13 protein-coding genes and 1 pseudogene are annotated in these 15,906 nt (G+C 69.7%); 6 read left to right on the top strand and 8 right to left on the bottom strand.

The genetic code is table 11. The annotated features are described in order from the left end of the window. Window positions 1-43: 43 nt before the first annotated feature. Window positions 44-697 (top strand): hypothetical protein, encoded by a 654-nt coding sequence (locus tag OG254_RS18200; protein ID WP_405583024.1) that lies wholly within the window; start codon window positions 44-46, stop codon window positions 695-697. Between the two features lie 26 nt (window positions 698-723). On the opposite strand, the gene OG254_RS18205 is transcribed toward OG254_RS18200, so the two are convergent. From OG254_RS18205 to OG254_RS18225, 5 genes are all read right to left on the bottom strand, one after another. Next, a complete protein-coding gene (locus OG254_RS18205; protein ID WP_405595055.1) occupies window positions 724-2,130 on the bottom strand; it encodes a S28 family serine protease in 1,407 nt (468 codons plus the stop codon). Window positions 2,131-2,248: 118 nt separating this feature from the next. Further along, the gene (locus OG254_RS18210) at window positions 2,249-2,641 is read right to left on the bottom strand and encodes a hypothetical protein (protein WP_405595057.1); all 393 of its coding nucleotides are present in this window, start codon (window positions 2,639-2,641) and stop codon (window positions 2,249-2,251) included. A 93-nt stretch (window positions 2,642-2,734) separates the two neighbouring features. Continuing rightward, window positions 2,735-6,454, bottom strand: coding sequence for an ABC transporter ATP-binding protein (locus OG254_RS18215; protein ID WP_405583026.1), 3,720 nt, complete (start codon window positions 6,452-6,454; stop codon window positions 2,735-2,737). A 106-nt stretch (window positions 6,455-6,560) separates the two neighbouring features. Further along, window positions 6,561-7,592, bottom strand: coding sequence for an esterase-like activity of phytase family protein (locus OG254_RS18220; protein WP_405583028.1), 1,032 nt, complete (start codon window positions 7,590-7,592; stop codon window positions 6,561-6,563). 53 nt (window positions 7,593-7,645) lie between these two features. Next, window positions 7,646-8,527, bottom strand: a complete 882-nt coding sequence (locus OG254_RS18225) for a serine hydrolase (protein ID WP_405583030.1) — start codon at window positions 8,525-8,527, stop codon at window positions 7,646-7,648. A 60-nt stretch (window positions 8,528-8,587) separates the two neighbouring features. Between OG254_RS18225 and OG254_RS18230 the strand changes: the two are divergent. After that, window positions 8,588-9,090, top strand: a pseudogene (locus OG254_RS18230) (nucleotidyltransferase domain-containing protein). Here OG254_RS18230 and OG254_RS18235 read toward each other — a convergent pair. Further along, the gene (locus OG254_RS18235; protein WP_405583032.1) at window positions 9,080-9,913 is read right to left on the bottom strand and encodes a hypothetical protein; all 834 of its coding nucleotides are present in this window, start codon (window positions 9,911-9,913) and stop codon (window positions 9,080-9,082) included. The pseudogene OG254_RS18230 and the gene OG254_RS18235 overlap by 11 nt on opposite strands. A 435-nt stretch (window positions 9,914-10,348) precedes the next feature. On the opposite strand from OG254_RS18235, the gene OG254_RS18240 reads away from it, so the two are divergent. Beyond that, window positions 10,349-11,317: a helix-turn-helix domain-containing protein gene (locus OG254_RS18240; RefSeq protein ID WP_405583034.1), complete on the top strand. Its 969-nt coding sequence runs from the start codon at window positions 10,349-10,351 to the stop codon at window positions 11,315-11,317. A gap of 158 nt (window positions 11,318-11,475) precedes the next feature. Here the strand turns inward: OG254_RS18240 and OG254_RS18245 are convergent, their stop codons facing one another. Beyond that, window positions 11,476-11,811: a hypothetical protein gene (locus OG254_RS18245; protein WP_405583036.1), complete on the bottom strand. Its 336-nt coding sequence runs from the start codon at window positions 11,809-11,811 to the stop codon at window positions 11,476-11,478. Between the two features lie 309 nt (window positions 11,812-12,120). Here OG254_RS18245 and OG254_RS18250 point away from each other — a divergent pair, with 309 nt between their 5' ends. Together OG254_RS18250 and OG254_RS18255 are read left to right on the top strand one after the other, a co-directional pair. Next, window positions 12,121-12,918 (top strand): helix-turn-helix domain-containing protein, encoded by a 798-nt coding sequence (locus tag OG254_RS18250; RefSeq protein ID WP_405583038.1) that lies wholly within the window; start codon window positions 12,121-12,123, stop codon window positions 12,916-12,918. Further along, window positions 12,911-13,126 carry a DUF397 domain-containing protein gene (locus OG254_RS18255; RefSeq protein WP_405583040.1) on the top strand — a complete coding sequence of 72 codons (216 nt, stop codon included), beginning with the start codon at window positions 12,911-12,913 and terminating at the stop codon, window positions 13,124-13,126. Before OG254_RS18250 ends, OG254_RS18255 begins: the two co-directional genes overlap by 8 nt. A 7-nt stretch (window positions 13,127-13,133) precedes the next feature. Here OG254_RS18255 and OG254_RS18260 read toward each other — a convergent pair whose 3' ends face one another. After that, window positions 13,134-13,595: a hypothetical protein gene (locus tag OG254_RS18260; protein WP_405583042.1), complete on the bottom strand. Its 462-nt coding sequence runs from the start codon at window positions 13,593-13,595 to the stop codon at window positions 13,134-13,136. 95 nt (window positions 13,596-13,690) lie between these two features. On the opposite strand from OG254_RS18260, the gene OG254_RS18265 reads away from it, so the two are divergent. Then, window positions 13,691-15,895, top strand: a complete 2,205-nt coding sequence (locus tag OG254_RS18265) for an ArnT family glycosyltransferase (protein WP_405583044.1) — start codon at window positions 13,691-13,693, stop codon at window positions 15,893-15,895. Window positions 15,896-15,906 lie beyond the last annotated feature (11 nt).

Genomic DNA, 15,906 nt, shown 5'->3' on the forward strand with positions numbered 1-15,906 from the left:
CTGCGACGGGCCACGCTGGACGGGGGTACCCGGGGGGAGTGCGATGGGTGGGAGAAGTGCGTTCGGTGCGGCCTGTGCTGTGCCGGTGCTGCTCGGCATGGTGGTGACGGGGTGTTCGGGAGCGGCGGAGGGGGACGGGCGGCTCACCGAGAGCGGGAGCGCGACCGCGTCCGCGTCCGCGCGGCAGGTGACGCCGACGCTGCCCGCCGCCTACGGAGCGGTGTTCCTCGGCGTCGACGAGTGCAGTTCCTTCGGCACGACGAGCTTCACCGAGGTGTCCTGCACCAGTGAGCGGGCGGCGGCGCGGGTGGTGGCGCGGCACGAGGGCAAGGTGGGCGATGGACCGCTGTGCCCCGCGACCACGGACTTCGTCCTGCACATCAGCGAGCAGAGCCGCACGTCCGACGAGGACGGCGACGGCGCGATCCCCCAGGGCTACGCCTGCATGCGCAATCTGACCGAACCCCACCCGGGTGACCCGGGCGGCGGTGGCGGTCCCCGCACGATCGTCGGCGACTGCGTCTACAACTCCGGCGACGGCCAGGTCCGCGAGACGTCGTGCGACGGCCAGGGCGAGCAGCGGCCGCAGTACAAGGTGGCGAAGGCCGTCGACAAGCGGGCGAAGTGCCCCCTGCCGACGGCCCTCTACGTCCAGTTGGGCGGAGACAGGCCGGTGGGGTGCGCGCGGCCGATGTGAGGCGCACGACCACCGGCCCAGGGGCGTCACGGTCGCAGCGTGGGCTCCCGTTCCGGGTCCCGCACGTCGAGCCTCGCGTCGTACTGCGCGAGCGGCCTCGGCTCGGCCGTGGTCGGCGCGACGCCCGCCCAGTTCAGGATGCGGGCGGTGGCCTGCTTGCGCTCCGCCGCCACGAGGCCGCCCACCAGGGCGCCGTGGTTGGCTCCCGGCGCCGTGAAGACATAGGCGTCGCGCGCGCCCTTGTCGACCCGGAAACGTTCCCCGCCCCACGGGTCGTTCTGGCCGTAGACGAAGATCATGTGCCGGGCGTTGTGGCGGATCCAGGTGTCCACGTCGCGCATGGCCCGCGGCTGGAACCTCGTCGGGATCTCACGCGGGACGAAGTCGCGAGGCGGGAGGTAGCCGTAGCGGATGAGCCCCCGCTCTATGTGGGGGAACCCGATCATCGGCGCGCCCAGCTGCGTGGCCGCCTGGTAGTAGTACGGCGTGTACGGCTCCAGGCCCTGGTCCGTGTAGAAGTCGAAGCCTCCGCTCGCGTCGATGGCGTCCCAGATCGCCTTGTCGGTGGCGTGCGCCGCGTCCGCCGGGACCGTGTCGCAGTCCTTGAGCAGGCTGTACTGCCAAAAGCCCCAGACGTAGTCCAGGACGACCGCCTCGTACGCCTTGTCCAGGCTGCCGATCGTGCCGAAGGTGTAGCCGTGCTCGGCCGCGTGCGCCGCGAACCGTTCCTTCAGCGGCTCCCGGCGCACCAGCGCTTCGCGCTGGACCGCGTTCACCCGGTCCCGGCACGCCTTGGTGCCGACCTGGGCGAAGAACCGGTCGTACGCCGAGTCCTCGTCGTCCACCACGTCGTTGGGGGCCACGTAGGCGACGACGCCGTCCATGTCACGGGGGTAGAAGCGCTCGTAGTACGTGGCGGTCATGCCGCCCTTCGAAACGCCGGTGGAGAGCCACTTCTTGTCGTAGACCGTCTCCAGCGCCTCGAAGATGCGGTGCTGGTCGGTGGCCGCCTGCCAGATGTCCAGCTTGGTCCAGTCGGCCGGTTCGGGCCGGGACGGGGTGAAGAAGCGGTACTCCATGGATATCTGGTTGCCGTCGACGATCTGCGTCGGCTCGCGGCGGCTCGGGTTCGTGGAGACCTCGTAGCCGCTGGTGTAGAAGACGGTCGGCCGGGAGACGTCCCTGTGCAGCACGGTGAGGCGCTGCTGGAAGGTGCCCGCGGACGGATTGCGGTGGTCGACCGGCTGGGTGTACGCGAGGACGAAGAAGCGGTAGCCGGGATACGGCTTCTCCTCGATGAGGCTCATGCCCGGTATGGACAGCAGCCGTTCCTCGATGTCCGGCTCGGCGGCGGTGGCCGCCTTCGCCGTGGCCGCGCCGAGCGCGCCGGTGAGCAGCGCGAGCGCCAGCAGCCATCTGAGGGTCTTGCGCACCATGCACTCTCCCCTGGGAAGCGGATGTTGCGCGCAAGCTAGCGAGCAACTCCGCGTCGCACCAGGGGAGATGAGGAATTCCCGGCGGGGATGGCCGAACGACGGCGGAAGGCGTCGGTCAGCAGAGGATCCAGCCCTTGCTCACCGACCCCCGCCCCACCTGCCCCTTCACCCACACACAGCGCTGCCCGGCGTGGACCGTGACCGGGCCGGCGCGGCGGGTGTACAGGCCCTCGTCCGTGACCGGGTTGGCCCGCAGCGCCTGGACGCTGACCATCATCTTCTGCCGACGCCCCGGGCTCGTGGGGACGGTGATGGCGCAGACGTAGCCGCGCTTCTTGTAGACGTAGAGCGTGCCGGTGGAGAACGGGTACGTCTTGACCTTGCGTCCCTCGCAGCGCGTGGGCTCGGCGGCATGTGCCTGTGCCGGGGCCGCGACAGCGAGCACTCCGGACGCCGTCAGCAAGGCCAGACCGACCGCCAGTCGCCGACGTATCGCACCTTTGTCCACCGTCTTGTCCTCCCCGTACACCGGCAATGAGCGTACTGATGTACGGACGCACGACGTATGCCGAATGGTTGCACGACCGTCAAGCGGGCACCCTCACCTGGCCGCCCCGACCGGTTCCTCCGGCTCGGCCTGCCCGAGGAAGGTCCGCCACAGCTCGGCGTACCGTCCGTCGCGTGCCAGCAGTTCCTCGTGCGTCCCGTCCTCGGCGACCCGGCCGTGGTCCATCAGCACGACCCGGTCCGCGCGGGCGGCCGTCGTCAGGCGGTGGGCGACCACGAGTGTGGTACGGCGGCCCGCCAGTCGGTCCGTCGCCTGGTTGACCTGTGCCTCCGTGGCCAGGTCCAGCGCGGCCGTCGCCTCGTCGAGGAGCAGGACGTCCGGGTCGACCAGTTCGGCGCGGGCCAGCGCGATCAGCTGGCGCTGGCCGGCGGAGAGGTTGCGGCCGCGTTCGGCGACCTCGTGGAGGTAGCCGCCGTCGAGGGTGGCGATCATCTCGTGGGCGCCGACCGCGCGGGCCGCCGCCTCGACCTCGGCGTCGGTGGCGTCCGGGCGGCCGTAGGCGATCGCGTCGCGGATCGTGCCCTGGAAGAGGTACGCCTCCTGCGGCACGACGCCGAGACGGTGGCGGTACGACGTGATGTCCAGGTCCCGCAGATCCGTGCCGTCGACCGTGACCCGGCCGCCGGTCGGGTCGTAGAACCGTGCCACCAGCTTCACCAGCGTCGACTTGCCCGCGCCGGTCTCGCCGACGAACGCGACCGTCTGCCCGGCGGGGATGCGGATGTCGATCCCGCCGAGCGCCTCCTCGTCGTCCCCGTACTGGAAGTGCACGTCCTCGAAGGCGACCTCGCCGCGCAGCGACAGCACCTCCAGCGGCTCCTTCGCCGCCTTCGTCGACGTCGGCTCCTGGAGCAGTTCCTGGATGCGGCCGAGCGAGACCGTGGCCTGCTGGTAGCCGTCGAAGACCTGGGAGAGCTGCTGGACCGGGGCGAAGAACAGGTCGATGTAGAGCAGATACGCCACCAGCGCGCCGGTCGTCAGCGTCGCGGCGTCGATCCGCGCCCCGCCCACGATCAGCACCGCCGCCGCGGCCGCCGACGACAGGAACTGCACGAAGGGGAAGTAGATCGAGATCAGCCACTGACCCCGGATACGGGCCTGGCGGTAGCTGTCGCTGCGCTCGGCGAACCGCGCGCCGCCGTCCCCCTCGCGCCGGAAGGCCTGCACGATCCGCAGCCCGGACACCGACTCCTGGAGGTCGGCGTTGACCAGCGACACCCGCTCACGGGCGAGCTCGTAGGCCTTCACGCTGGCCCGGCGGAAGTAGTACGTCGCGACGATCAGCGGCGGCAGCGTCGCGAAGACGACGAGGGCGAGCTCGAGGTCGAGCACCAGCAGGACGCCCATGATGCCGAAGAAGGTGACGACCGAGACGAACGCGGTGACCAGGCCCGTCTGGAGGAAGGTCGACAGGGCGTCGACGTCCGTCGTCATCCGGGTCATGATCCGGCCGGTCAGCTCGCGCTCGTAGTAGTCGAGCCCGAGCCGCTGGAGCTGCGCGAAGATCTTCAGCCGCAGCGAGTACAGGACGCGCTCGCCCGTGCGCCCGGTCATCCGGGTCTCGCCGACCTGCGCCGCCCACTGGGCGAACACCGCGAGCAGGCCGAGCAGGGACGCCGCCCAGACCGCGCCGAGTGCGGCCTGCGTGACGCCCGAGTCGATGCCGTGCCGGATCAGGACCGGCAGGAACAGCCCCATGCCGGCGTCCACGGCGACCAGGGCGAGGCTGATCAGCAGGGGCCGCCCGAAGCCACGCAGCAGCCGCCCCAGCCCGTACGACTCCTCCGGGCGCACCGCGCGCGCCTCGTCGATCTCGGGGGTGTCGGTCGCCGGGGGCAGCGCCTCGACCTGGGCGAGGAGCTCGGGCGTGGCCGGGGACTCCGCGAGCGCCAGGTCCTTCCGCTCACGGTCGCCGGTCCACAGGCGCGGCGTCACCCCGCGCTCGGCGTCGAACTCCGCGTCCAGTTCGTCCCGTACGGAGGTGTCCTCCTGCGGGCAGGCGGGCCGGGCGTGGCCGGGTGAGACGCCGCCGAGTTCGTCGGGGTCGGTCAGGAGGCGGCGGTAGAGGGCGGAGCGCTGCTGGAGTTCCTCGTGGGTGCCGATGTCGGCGAGGCGGCCGGCGTCCAGGACGGCGATGCGGTCGGCGAGGCCCAGGGTGGAGCGGCGGTGGGCGATGAGGAGGGTGGTGCGGCCCTCCATGACGTCCTTGAGGGCCTCGTGGATCTCGTGCTCGACGCGGGCGTCCACCGCCGAGGTCGCGTCGTCCAGGACGAGGAGGCGGGGGTCGGTGAGGATCGCGCGGGCGAGGGCGACGCGCTGGCGCTGGCCGCCGGAGAGGGTGAGGCCGTGCTCGCCGACCTTGGTGTCGTAGCCCTTGGGCAGCTCGGCGATGAAGCGGTCCGCCTGGGCGGCGCGTGCGGCGGCCTCGATCTGCTCGTCGGTGGCGTCGGGGCGGCCGTAGGCGATGTTGCTGCGGACGGTGTCCGAGAAGAGGAAGGAGTCCTCGGGGACCAGCCCGATCGCGGCCCGCAGCGAGTCGGAGGTCAGCTCGCGGACGTCGTGGCCGCCGACGAGGACGGCGCCGCGCGTGACGTCGTAGAAGCGCGGGAGGAGGAGGGAGACCGTCGACTTTCCGGAGCCGGAGGAGCCGACGACCGCGAGGGTCTCGCCGGGACGGATGTCGAAGCTGAGCCCGTCGAGAACGGGGCGCCCGTCGTCGTAGCCGAAGGACACGTCGTCGAACTCGACGGTCGCCGGAGCGTCGGCGGGCAGCGTCTTGGTGCCGTCCTTGATCGACGGCTCGGTGTCGATCAGCTCCAGCACACGCTCGGTGCCCGCGCGGGCCTGCTGGGCGACCGTGAGGACCATGGCGAGCATCCGGACCGGGCCGACCAGCTGGGCCAGGTAGGTGGAGAACGCCACGAACGTGCCGAGGGTGATGTGCCCGCGCACCGCCAGCCAGCCGCCGAGCGCGAGCATCGCGACCTGGCCGAGCGCCGGGACGGCCTGGAGCGCCGGGGTGTACCGGGAGTTGAACCGGATGGTGCGCAGGCGCCCCGCGAAGAGCCGCCGCCCCACCTCGCGCAGCTTCCCGGTCTCCTGCTCCTCCTGCCCGAACCCCTTCACCACGCGGACGCCGCTGACGGCCCCGTCGACCACGCCGGCGACGGCGGCAGCCTGGGCCTGGGCGTACCAGGTGGAGGGGTGCAGTTTCGTGCGGCTGCGCCCGGCGATCCACCACAGGGCGGGGGCCACCGCGAGGGCGACCAGGGTCAGAGGCAGCGACAGCCACGCCATGACGACCAGGGAGATCAGGAACAGGGCGAAGTTCCCGATGGTCATCGGGAGCATGAAGAGCAGGCCCTGGATCAGCTGGAGGTCACTGGTGGCCCGGCCGACGACCTGCCCGGTGGACAGCTCGTCCTGACGCCGGCCGTCGAGCCGGGTGATCGTCCCGAACATCTCGGTGCGCAGGTCGTGCTGGACGTCGAGGGCGAGACGGCCGCCGTAGTAGCGGCGTATGTAGGTGAGGACGTACACCGCGAGCGCGCCGGCAATCAGCAGGCCGGCCCAGATGGCCATGTCGCGGGTGTGGTCGCCGATGACGTCATCGATGATCACCTTGGTGACCAGCGGGACGATCGCCATGACGGCCATTCCGGCGAGGGAGGAGCCGAGGGCGAGCACGACATCCTTGGGGTAGCGCCAGGCGTATCCCCACAGTCGTCTCGCCCACCCCTGCTGCGTCACCACGCCGGTGCCCTCCGTTCGTCCTGATCTACCGGAAGGCACCAACGCGGACGAGCCCCGATTTCATCCCGCCGCAACAAACCGCCGCTACAAACCGGGGGCGGTGCGCTCAGATACGTACGCGCAGCTGGTAGAAGCGGGTGGTCTGTGCCGCGTTCTGGTTGTCGTCGCTGACCAGCAGTACCTTCAGGCGGCCCTTCGAGTACCCCGTGACCGCCATGCCCTCGATGTTGTCGAGCAGCGGGTTCGGCTGGGGCTGCTTGGCGGTCGCTCCCAGTGACGGGCAGTTCACGATGTCGGTCAGGAGGGTCTTCCTGATCAGGCGTACGCCGTCCTGACCGGTGAGGTTCTCGACACCGCTCGTGTCCGTCGCGCGGCGCGGGTCGGCCAGGTAGAGGCGGACCGTGTTGCCGACGCCGGAGGTGAAGCCGCGCTCCAGGACGAGCAGGCGGCCGTCGGGGAGGGCCTTGACCTCGGGGACGCCGAGGCCGGTGTCGGCGCGGTAGGCGTACTGGCGGCCGAGCTCGAAGTGGTCGCCGTGGGTCCGCCGCCAGGTCTGGAAGCGGACGATGCCGGAGCTGTCGCCGGAGAGCGCGTACTCCATCGACGCGAGCAGGGTGCGGCCGCCGGGGAGCAGGGTCAGGCCCTCGAAGGTGCCATTGGAGACGGCGCGGCCGGCCGGGGCGACCTTCAAGGCGTCCGGCACGGGGAGGCGGTCGAGGATCTTGCCGTCACGGGAGTAGCGGCGCACGGACGGCTCGGTCTCGGAGGAGATCAGCCGCGTGCCGTCCCGGTCGATGACGAGACCTTCGGAGTCGAGGGCGGCGCCGCTCTCGTCGGCGAGCGGGACGACGGCCTTCGGCGCGAGCGTCCTGCCGTCCAGGCTGAAGAGGGCGGAGCGGTCGGAGACGGCTGCGAGCGAGCCGTCGCGGTCCACGGCGAGCGCGGAGAAGTTGCCGACGAAGGTGCCCTCGTATGTCGTCTTGTCGAGCGCGTCGGAGAAGCGGTCGATGGAGACGGTGGGCGAACAGGCGTGGCTGTCCGGCGAGTTGGGGTGGGCGTATCCCGGGCCGGCGGCGGTCAGGCAGGTGGCCGCCGCCAGGCCCGCGGTGGCGGTCGCAAGTACGGTTCTCAGGCGCATGGGGGTCACCGTAGGGCGGGTCGGTGACGCGAGGTAGGACGCCGCGTTAAGGGTCAGCCGGCCGCCAGATCCCTGTGGATGGCCTCGGCGACGCCCTGGATGGTCGCGATGCCGTAGTTCAGCGTGTGACTGCCGTGGGTGAGCACCGTGACCGTGTAGTCGTGGCCGCGGCCCTTGAACGCGCCGACGCTGTGCACCCGCCAGCCGTGGGTGGCCCGCCGCAGCCAGCCGTTCTTCACGGCCACGGAGACACCGGACGGCACGCCGTACGGGGTGCCCCAGCGCTGCGAGGGCACGACCTGGCTCATCAGCTTGCGGATGTAGGCGCGGGAGTTGTCGCTGAGCACCGCGTTCTTGGCGGTGATGAGCTTCAGCAGCCTCTGCTCGTCGGTGACGGTGATCCGGGTCAGGCCCCAGTAGCCGTTCGTGCCGGGCCTGGTCCGGGTCATGCCGGCGGCGGTGAGGAAGCCCTTGACCTTCGTCACGCCGAGCTGCTTCCAGAGCGTGCGGGTCGCGGCGTTGTCGGATTTGGTGATCATGGCCTTGGCGAGGGACACCTCCCGGTCGGTGAGATGCCGGTCGTGCTTCTTCGCGTCCCACAGCAGCGTGGCCAGCACGGTGACCTTGACGACGCTGGCGGAGTCGAAGGCGGAGGAGGGCCTCAGCGTGCAGGTGGTGTTCGTGGACCGGTCGTACAGGCCGACCGCGACGGTGCCCTTGCGTTCGGTCAGCGCGGCGGTGATGTCCTTCTTCAGCTTGTCGGCGAGGCCCGCCTTGGCGGACGTACAGCTGACGATGGGTGTGGTCGCCGCGGCGGCGGGCGTGGCGGCCGCGACGGACGGCACGAGCACGCCCGCACCCACACCCACCGCGACGAGCGCTCTGGCGCGTCTGGAAATGCCTCTTGACTTGTCGCTCGGTGTCCCGTGATTCATGCCCTCTTGTCTCGTGAGACGGAAGGAAAGGTTGTACGCGTGGGAAGGGTTTTGGGTGCGATGACCGCTGACGACGTGTTGACCGTCCTGTCCCTGCCGCGTGGGGCGAGGGCCGACGTCCGGATCGGTGGTGGCTGGGGGATCGACGCCTTGGTCGGGGAGCAGACCCGCGACCAAGGAGACGTGGACCTGATGCACCGCCAGGAGCAGGAGGCCGCGGTGGTGACGGCCCCGGCTGCCGCGGGCTTCGCGGAGACCCTGGACCGGCGGCCCGTCCGGTTCGTGGTCACGGCCCGGGACGGGCGGGAGATCCATCTGCATCCACTGGTCTTCGCCGAGGACGGCTCCGCGGTGCAGCGTCACCCGAGCCGTCGCGCCCTTTCAAGTACGCCTCATCCTGCTTCGTGACGGGCACGATCAGCGGGACGACGGTCCCGTGTCTGTCCGCCGAGCAACAGGTTTACTTCCATCAGGGGTACGAGCCGGGGGCCCGCGACCGGCACGACAGGGGACTTTCACCCCCAAGCAATCGCCCATGCGGTTGTGCCGGGGTCAGCCGGTGATCGCTGCCTTCAGGGTCGACGTCGTGCCGTCGGGCCGTTTGAAGGTGCCGGTGGCGTAGTACTCGGTGGTGCCGACGTGGCCGGGGTTGGGTGTAGTCCGGGTCACCGTCGCGGAGTAGGCGCTGGTCCGCTTGGTGCACGACGGGTCGCAGAGGTTGAGGGTCTTGGACGTGCTCACGCCGTCGATGATGGATCCGATTTTGATCGACTGCGGGATTATGTAGCCGCCGCCGGCCGGCGTATAGGTGAGGCGGCTGCGCTCCTGGGGGATGTCGCGGTAGTGGCGTGCCTGGTACCGCACGCACACCTTCCCGGCCGCGTACGTGGCGCACTTCTCGGCCGCCGTCTGCCACCTGCCCCAGGAGGCGTGGAGGTCCCAGACACTGCCGTTGCTGAACTCGCCCTGTACCTTGTACGGCCCGGAGTTGAGGGTCTGGACCGGGGACCACGCGGAGGTCCAGGCGGCGGTCTTCATGGTGCAGCCGCCCGTGCAGACCTGGCCGAGGGGCTCACCGGTGTACCAGTGATAGGTGGTCGGCTTCATCCCGTAGCCGTTGACGGGGGAGAGGATCACCCTTCCCCGCCAGCCGGTGACCGAGCCGGTGTCGGTGACGCGCTTCTGCACCTCGGCGCAGATCTGCCCCATCTGAGTGACGCCGTCGACGGCGGTGTACGACTTGCAGACCTTGTCCATCGCCTGCCAGGTGGTGGCGGCCGAGGCGCTGGAGGCGCCGGCGACGGTCCCGGCGCCGACAAGAGCGGCGGTAACGGCGAAGGCCGCCAGGTTCTTCCTGACTCTTCGTGTTGTTGCGGTGATGCGCACAGGTTCCCCGATTCATCTACCAGACGGTCTCGTACACCACGAGGCGGCGGATACGTCGATCATTCCCCCATCGAGCCGCTGAGCCTTTTCCATCCTTGGTCTGAGCTGGCGTGATGCAGGCAGAGGATGGTCTGGACAAGGCTCGTGATGCGGGTGTGTGACTGCCCTTTCTCTGGCCTCGCCCATGGACCTTAGAGTCATCGTGGGCTTCGGACTTTGTCATTCGTGCAGGGAACTTTGTCAGTAGCGCACCGCCTCAAGTTGACGCCGCATCAGGTGAGGGCCCTGTGTGTGTCCGTCGAAGCGGTTGCGCAGCGAGATCGAATCCAGCCAAACTGATGTGGGGAACTGTCCGTGTCGAGGGGGACTTGTGGGGCAACGGGCCGAGGTGCAGTCAGGCTGGCTTTATGACCGATGCAGACGAAGGTCTGCCTCATGAGCCCGGTCCTGGACACCGCGTCCATACCGCCGCGGGACCGGGAGGAAGTGGTCCGGAACGCGGTGTGGAAATCCATGGTGGCAGTCGACATCGACCACCGCCCTCCGGCTGAGGACATCTCCGTTCGCATAGGGCTCGGCGCCGTGGGGCCCATCAGGATCTGTTCGGCGCGGGCGACCGCGGTCACTCTCCGTCGGACGGAGCGCCTCGCCCGTGAGGACGAGGAGCCGGCCGTCACTCTCGGTGTTCAGATGACGGGCAGCAGCGTGGTGGTGCAGAACGGTCGCCAGTGCCTGCTGAGGCCGGGCGACTGCGCCGTCTATGAATCGATCGCTCCCTACACACTTCTCTTCGACGAGGGAGTCGACTACCGCTTCATCCGTTTCCCCCGCGCGGCACTCGCGCTCCCCGACCGGTTGCTACGAGACATCACCGCTGTCACCTTGGGATCCGACAACCCCGTTGCGCGCCTCGCCTTCACCTACTTCTCCCAACTGGCCGTCAGCGACGAGTTGCACCAGGGTGTGCACGCCGACGCCGTCGTGGAACCCAGCGTCGAACTCCTCCGTGCCGTCCTGACGTCCCAGCACGGTAACTCCAGCCTGGCCAAGGCGCCGTTGGAGGCGACGCTCAGCCTGCGGGTCACTCATTACATCCGGAAGCATTTGGCTGATCCCGATCTGTCGGCGGCACGGATAGCCGCCGCACACGACATCTCCGTACGTCATCTCTACGCTGTGCTGTCCCGGTCGGGCATCAGCCTCGGAGACTGGATCCGTACACACCGCCTGGCCGAATGCAGGCGAGAGTTGGCCGGCCCGAACGGCCGACTGCGGACCATCGCAGCGATAGGACGACGTTGGGGCTTCGTGGACGCGACCCACTTCAGCAAGGTGTTCAAACAGGCCTACGGAATCTCGCCTCGGGCCTGGCGCGAGCAGAACCACCCCCGTTCCTCCGCGTGATGGTCTCCACGCGGCCGCGTTTCGCGTGACCGACCTTGCCTTGTCCAGGCCATCCTCATACTGCACCTGAGCTGCTCAAGTTGAGGTTGGAAAAGGCTCACTGTGTGGCGTCGGTGCGGCCGGCGGAGCGCTGGGGGCGTGCTACTTCGGCTGGCGTTTCATTCGCTCCCGCGAGCACTCGGGATGAGCTCCGCAGATCCCTGATCGGACTCTTCGCAGACCGGTACGGGAAGACGCCCGCCCCGACTCTCCGCGATGCGACAGGCATCGGCCAGCGCCTCGCTCATCCGGGCAAGCAGGAACCGTAGCTGCGCGGGCGTCGCCCGGCGGTCGGCGAGCATGTCGGCCGCGTGTTCGAGAAGGTCGTCGGCCATCCCGAGCTGCACGCGCTCGACCGTGTCGGCGACGCGGGAGACATAGCCGGTTCCGTCGGTGTCGAGGTAGCACGGCTTACCGCCTTCCCCAGCCCAGGGAAGCAGGCGTACGTCCTTCATCGGGTGACCACCATGCACGCCGCGGGGATGCCGCAGGACCCGACGCCGACCCCGGGTACGGGGACGACAGCCGGGTTCCTCTTCCGCACCCGGCGTCGCGGATTTCGTAGCAGCGGCGCGAAGAGGTGGGCGATACGGTGACTCATGTCGTCGGCTCCCAGCGGTTGTTGATGACCACGCCCCGGACCAGTCGGACGGTCGCGGGGGTATCGCGTTCTGTAGCGATCAACTCACAGACTGAGACGGATCGGGCCAGCCTCGCCAGAGGGAAGCGTGTGACAGAGCATTTGTCACAAGGGAGTTGATCTGGTGGGCAGCATCTACGGCGACTGGCTCAAGGAGCAGCGGGAGGCGGAGGGGCTGACACAGCAGCAGTTGGCCGACCGAGCGGTCATGACGCGTTCGCACATCGCGCATATCGAGGCGGGGCGCAGGGTGCCGTCCAAGGAGGACGCGCGGCGGCTGGACAAGGCCCTGAACACGGGGAATGTGCTGAGCAGCTTTCTGCCACAGGACGACGAGGACTCGATCGCCGAGTACTTCGAGAAGGTGCGTGTACTCGAACAACAGGCGGTGGTGATCCGTGAGTTCGCTCTGGCGTACTTCCCGGGCATCCTCCAGACGAAAAGGTACGCGCGTGCGGTTCTGGAGTCGGTCTTCCCTCCGGTGAGTGAAGAGGAATGTGACAGGCGCGTTGTCACACGCCTTGAGCGCGCGAAGATCCTCGAAGATCCCCTGACGCCCGTAGTGTGGGCGCTGTTGGACGAGACGGTGTTGCGGCGCCCCGTGGCCACCGGGGATGTCATGGCGGAGCAGATCATGCACGTCGTCCGCCTTGCGGAGGCTGGACGTATCCGCGTGCATGTGATGCCGTTTGACGCGGGCCATCATCCGCTGGCGCACAGCATGCTCACGCTGATGTGGTTCGAGGACCAACCGCCGCTGGCATACACCGAGGGCGGGTACATGGGGCGGTTGCACGATTCCCCGTCCATGGTCCAGAGGTTGCAGCATCGCTACGCTCTGGCGCTGAGCGACGCAATGCCGCTGAAGGATTCACTGGCCCTGCTGAAGGCCACCGCGAAGGAGTACGAGCACCATGGCTGAGCGCACCGTCCGGAACGCGGCCACGCTGAGCGGCTGGCGGAAGTCGTCGCACAGCGACAACAACGCCGGCAGCTGCCTCGAAGTCCTCGACAACCACCCCTCCGGCGTCCCCGTCCGCGACTCCAAGGTCCCGCATGGCCCGGCGCTGCTCTTCTCCACCGCCAACTGGTCGGCTTTCGTCACCGCCGTCAAGGAATCACGGCCCTGACCGGCTGTCAGTCGTAATAGAACAGCTCAAGGTCCTCGACCGACCCTGGCCCGGTCAGGAAGCCCTCGGCCTGGGCGATCTCATCCCCTGGTGGCAGCAGGCCCTCTCTGAGCTGCGTCATCCATCTCTCGCCCTGCTCGCCGATCGCATAGATCCCTGACAGCAGCTCAGCCATGCCCGCAGGGTGTGCCGGGCTGTGCCCGACGACGGGTCGGAGTTCCCATCCGCCCGCCCTCGCGGCCAGCCGGAGCACACCGGCCCAGTTGGCGATCCGCCCGATACGCACGTGCCACGAGTCCTCGGTGAACGGCGCCGACCGACCGCCGTGCAGGGCGTTGGTGGCAGCCCTGATGTCCGCCATCACCTGTCGTTCCACGGCACCACGGACCCAGCGCCCCTCCTGCGATTCCTCGATGGCGGCTGAGAGCCACGCCCATGCGCCGTCCAGCCGGGACGCGAACGCATCCATGGCGAGCACCTCCTTTGCAGACCCCTTTGACAATCCACAGCAAACCGCCAGCCACGGCACAGCCCGCACCCACCCCCACGCCACACGATGCGCTGGTGACATCAGCCACCGATCCCCACCCCCACACCACCGTGACCCCCGACGCGCCCCCGCCGGCCCCGCCCGCGGCACCCCCGGACCGGGCCCCGCGCTGGTCGCTCCCCGCGCTGATCGCGATCCTGATCCTGGCGGCGGTGCTGTACTCCTGGAACCTGTCGGGCTCCAACCTCAACAGCTTCTACAGCGCGGCCGTGCTGAGCGGCACGCAGAGCTGGAAGGCGTGGTTCTTCGGCTCGCTGGACGCGGGCAACTTCCTGACCGTCGACAAACCGCCGTTCGCGACGATGATCATGGGACTGTCGTGCCGGATCTTCGGCTACGGCACCTGGCAGATGATGCTGCCGATGGCCCTGGTCGCGCTGGCGACGATCTGGATCGTGCACGCCTCGGTGAAGCGGGTGTGGGGCCACGGCGCGGCGACGGTCGCCGCACTGGTCCTGGCCCTGACCCCGATCACGGTCGCCATCAACCGTGACAACAACCCGGACACCCTGCTGGTGTTCCTGATGGCCGGCGGCGCGGCGCTCGCCCTGCGTGCCGTCCACAACGGCAGGCTGCTGCCGCTGGTCGGCTCCGCGGTCTGCTTCGGACTGGCCTTCAACACGAAGATGCTCCAGGGCTACATCGCGCTGCCCGCCGTGTTCGCGGTCTATCTGTACGCGGCGAAGCCGAAGCTCGTGATGCGGATCGTCAACCTCCTGATCGCGGCCGTCGCGCTCGCCGTGTCCAGCTTCTGGTGGGCGGCGGCGGTCTCGCTGGTGCCCGCCGAGGACCGCCCGTACATCGGCGGTTCGACGGACGGCTCGGCCTGGGACCTGATCATGGGCTACAACGGCCTCGGCCGGATCCTCGGCGGCGAGGGCAACGGCGGAGGCGGCGGTGGCGGAGGTGGCGGCTTCTCCGGGACCGCCGGGATCGGTCGCCTCTTCAACGACATCCTCGGCGGCCAGATCTCCTGGCTGATCCCCTTCGCGGCCCTCGCGTGCGTCGGCGGCCTGGTCCTCCGCGGCCGCGCCCCGCGCACCGACCTCACCCGGGCCGCGCTGCTGCTGTGGGGCGGCTGGACGGCCCTGCACTACCTGACCTTCGCCATGGCCGAGGGCACGATGCACCCGTACTACACGACCGCGCTCGCCCCAGGCATCGCGGCCCTGTGCGGAGGCGGCGGCCTGATGCTGCTGCGCGCCTTCCGCGCCGACAAGCGGTGGGCGTGGGTGCTGCCGGCGGTACTGGGCATCACGGCCGTCTGGGCGGTCGTACTCCTGCGGCGGGCCTCCGGCTGGAACACCTGGCTGTGGCCGGCGATCGCCGTCGTCATGGCGCTGGCGATCGTGGGGCTGCTCGTGTTCCGGTCCGCGTCCGGCAACCGACTGCGGCTGCTGGCGGCCTCCGTGACGGCGGCGATCGTCGCTGCGGTGGCGGGCCCGACGGCGTACGCCTGGTCGGTGCCGTCCGGTTCGGGCGGCGGCATGGGTGGCACGAACCCGACGGCCGGGCCTTCGACGGGGAGCGGCTTCGGCGGGGGTCCCGGTGGAGGCGGCGGCGCAGGCCGGGGCGGTTTCGGCGGCGGGCAGATGCCGGGCGGCACGCAGCAGGGTGGCCGGGCCGGCGGGCAGAGCGGCGGCTTCCCCGGTGGGCAACAGCAGGGCGGCGGCCAGATGACGCCGGGCGGTACGCCCCCCGGCGGCAACGGCGGCAACGGCGACACGGGCACCGGCGGCACCGCCCCCGGCGGCACGGGCACCGGCGGCCAGCCCGGCCGTATGGGCGGCGGAGGCGGCCGCATGGGCGGCGGCGCGAGCACCGAGCTGATCGCCTACCTCAAGAAGCACCAGGACGGCGCCAAGTGGCTGCTCGCGGTGTCGAGTTCACAGAGCGCGGCGCAGCTGATCCTGAGCAGCGGCGAGCCGGTGATCTCCATGTGGGGCTGGTCCGGCTCCGACCAGGCGATGACCCTGGCCAGGCTCAAGGAGCTGGTGAAGAAGGGCGAGTTGCACTACATCCAGATCGGTGGCGGCGGCATGGGCGGCGGCCCCGGCGGTGGCAGCAGCGTCAGCACCGAGGTCACGGGGTGGGTGCAGAAGAACGGGACGGCGGTGAAGGAGAGCGAGTACGGCGGCACGTCCGACTCGGCCTCGGACTCCTCCTCCCAGAGCAGCCAGTCCACCGTCTACCGCCTCGACGCGTCGGACGTCGCCTAGCGACACGCGTG

The organism is Streptomyces sp. NBC_01092, from assembly GCF_045039535.1.
Lineage (GTDB): Bacteria > Actinomycetota > Actinomycetes > Streptomycetales > Streptomycetaceae > Streptomyces.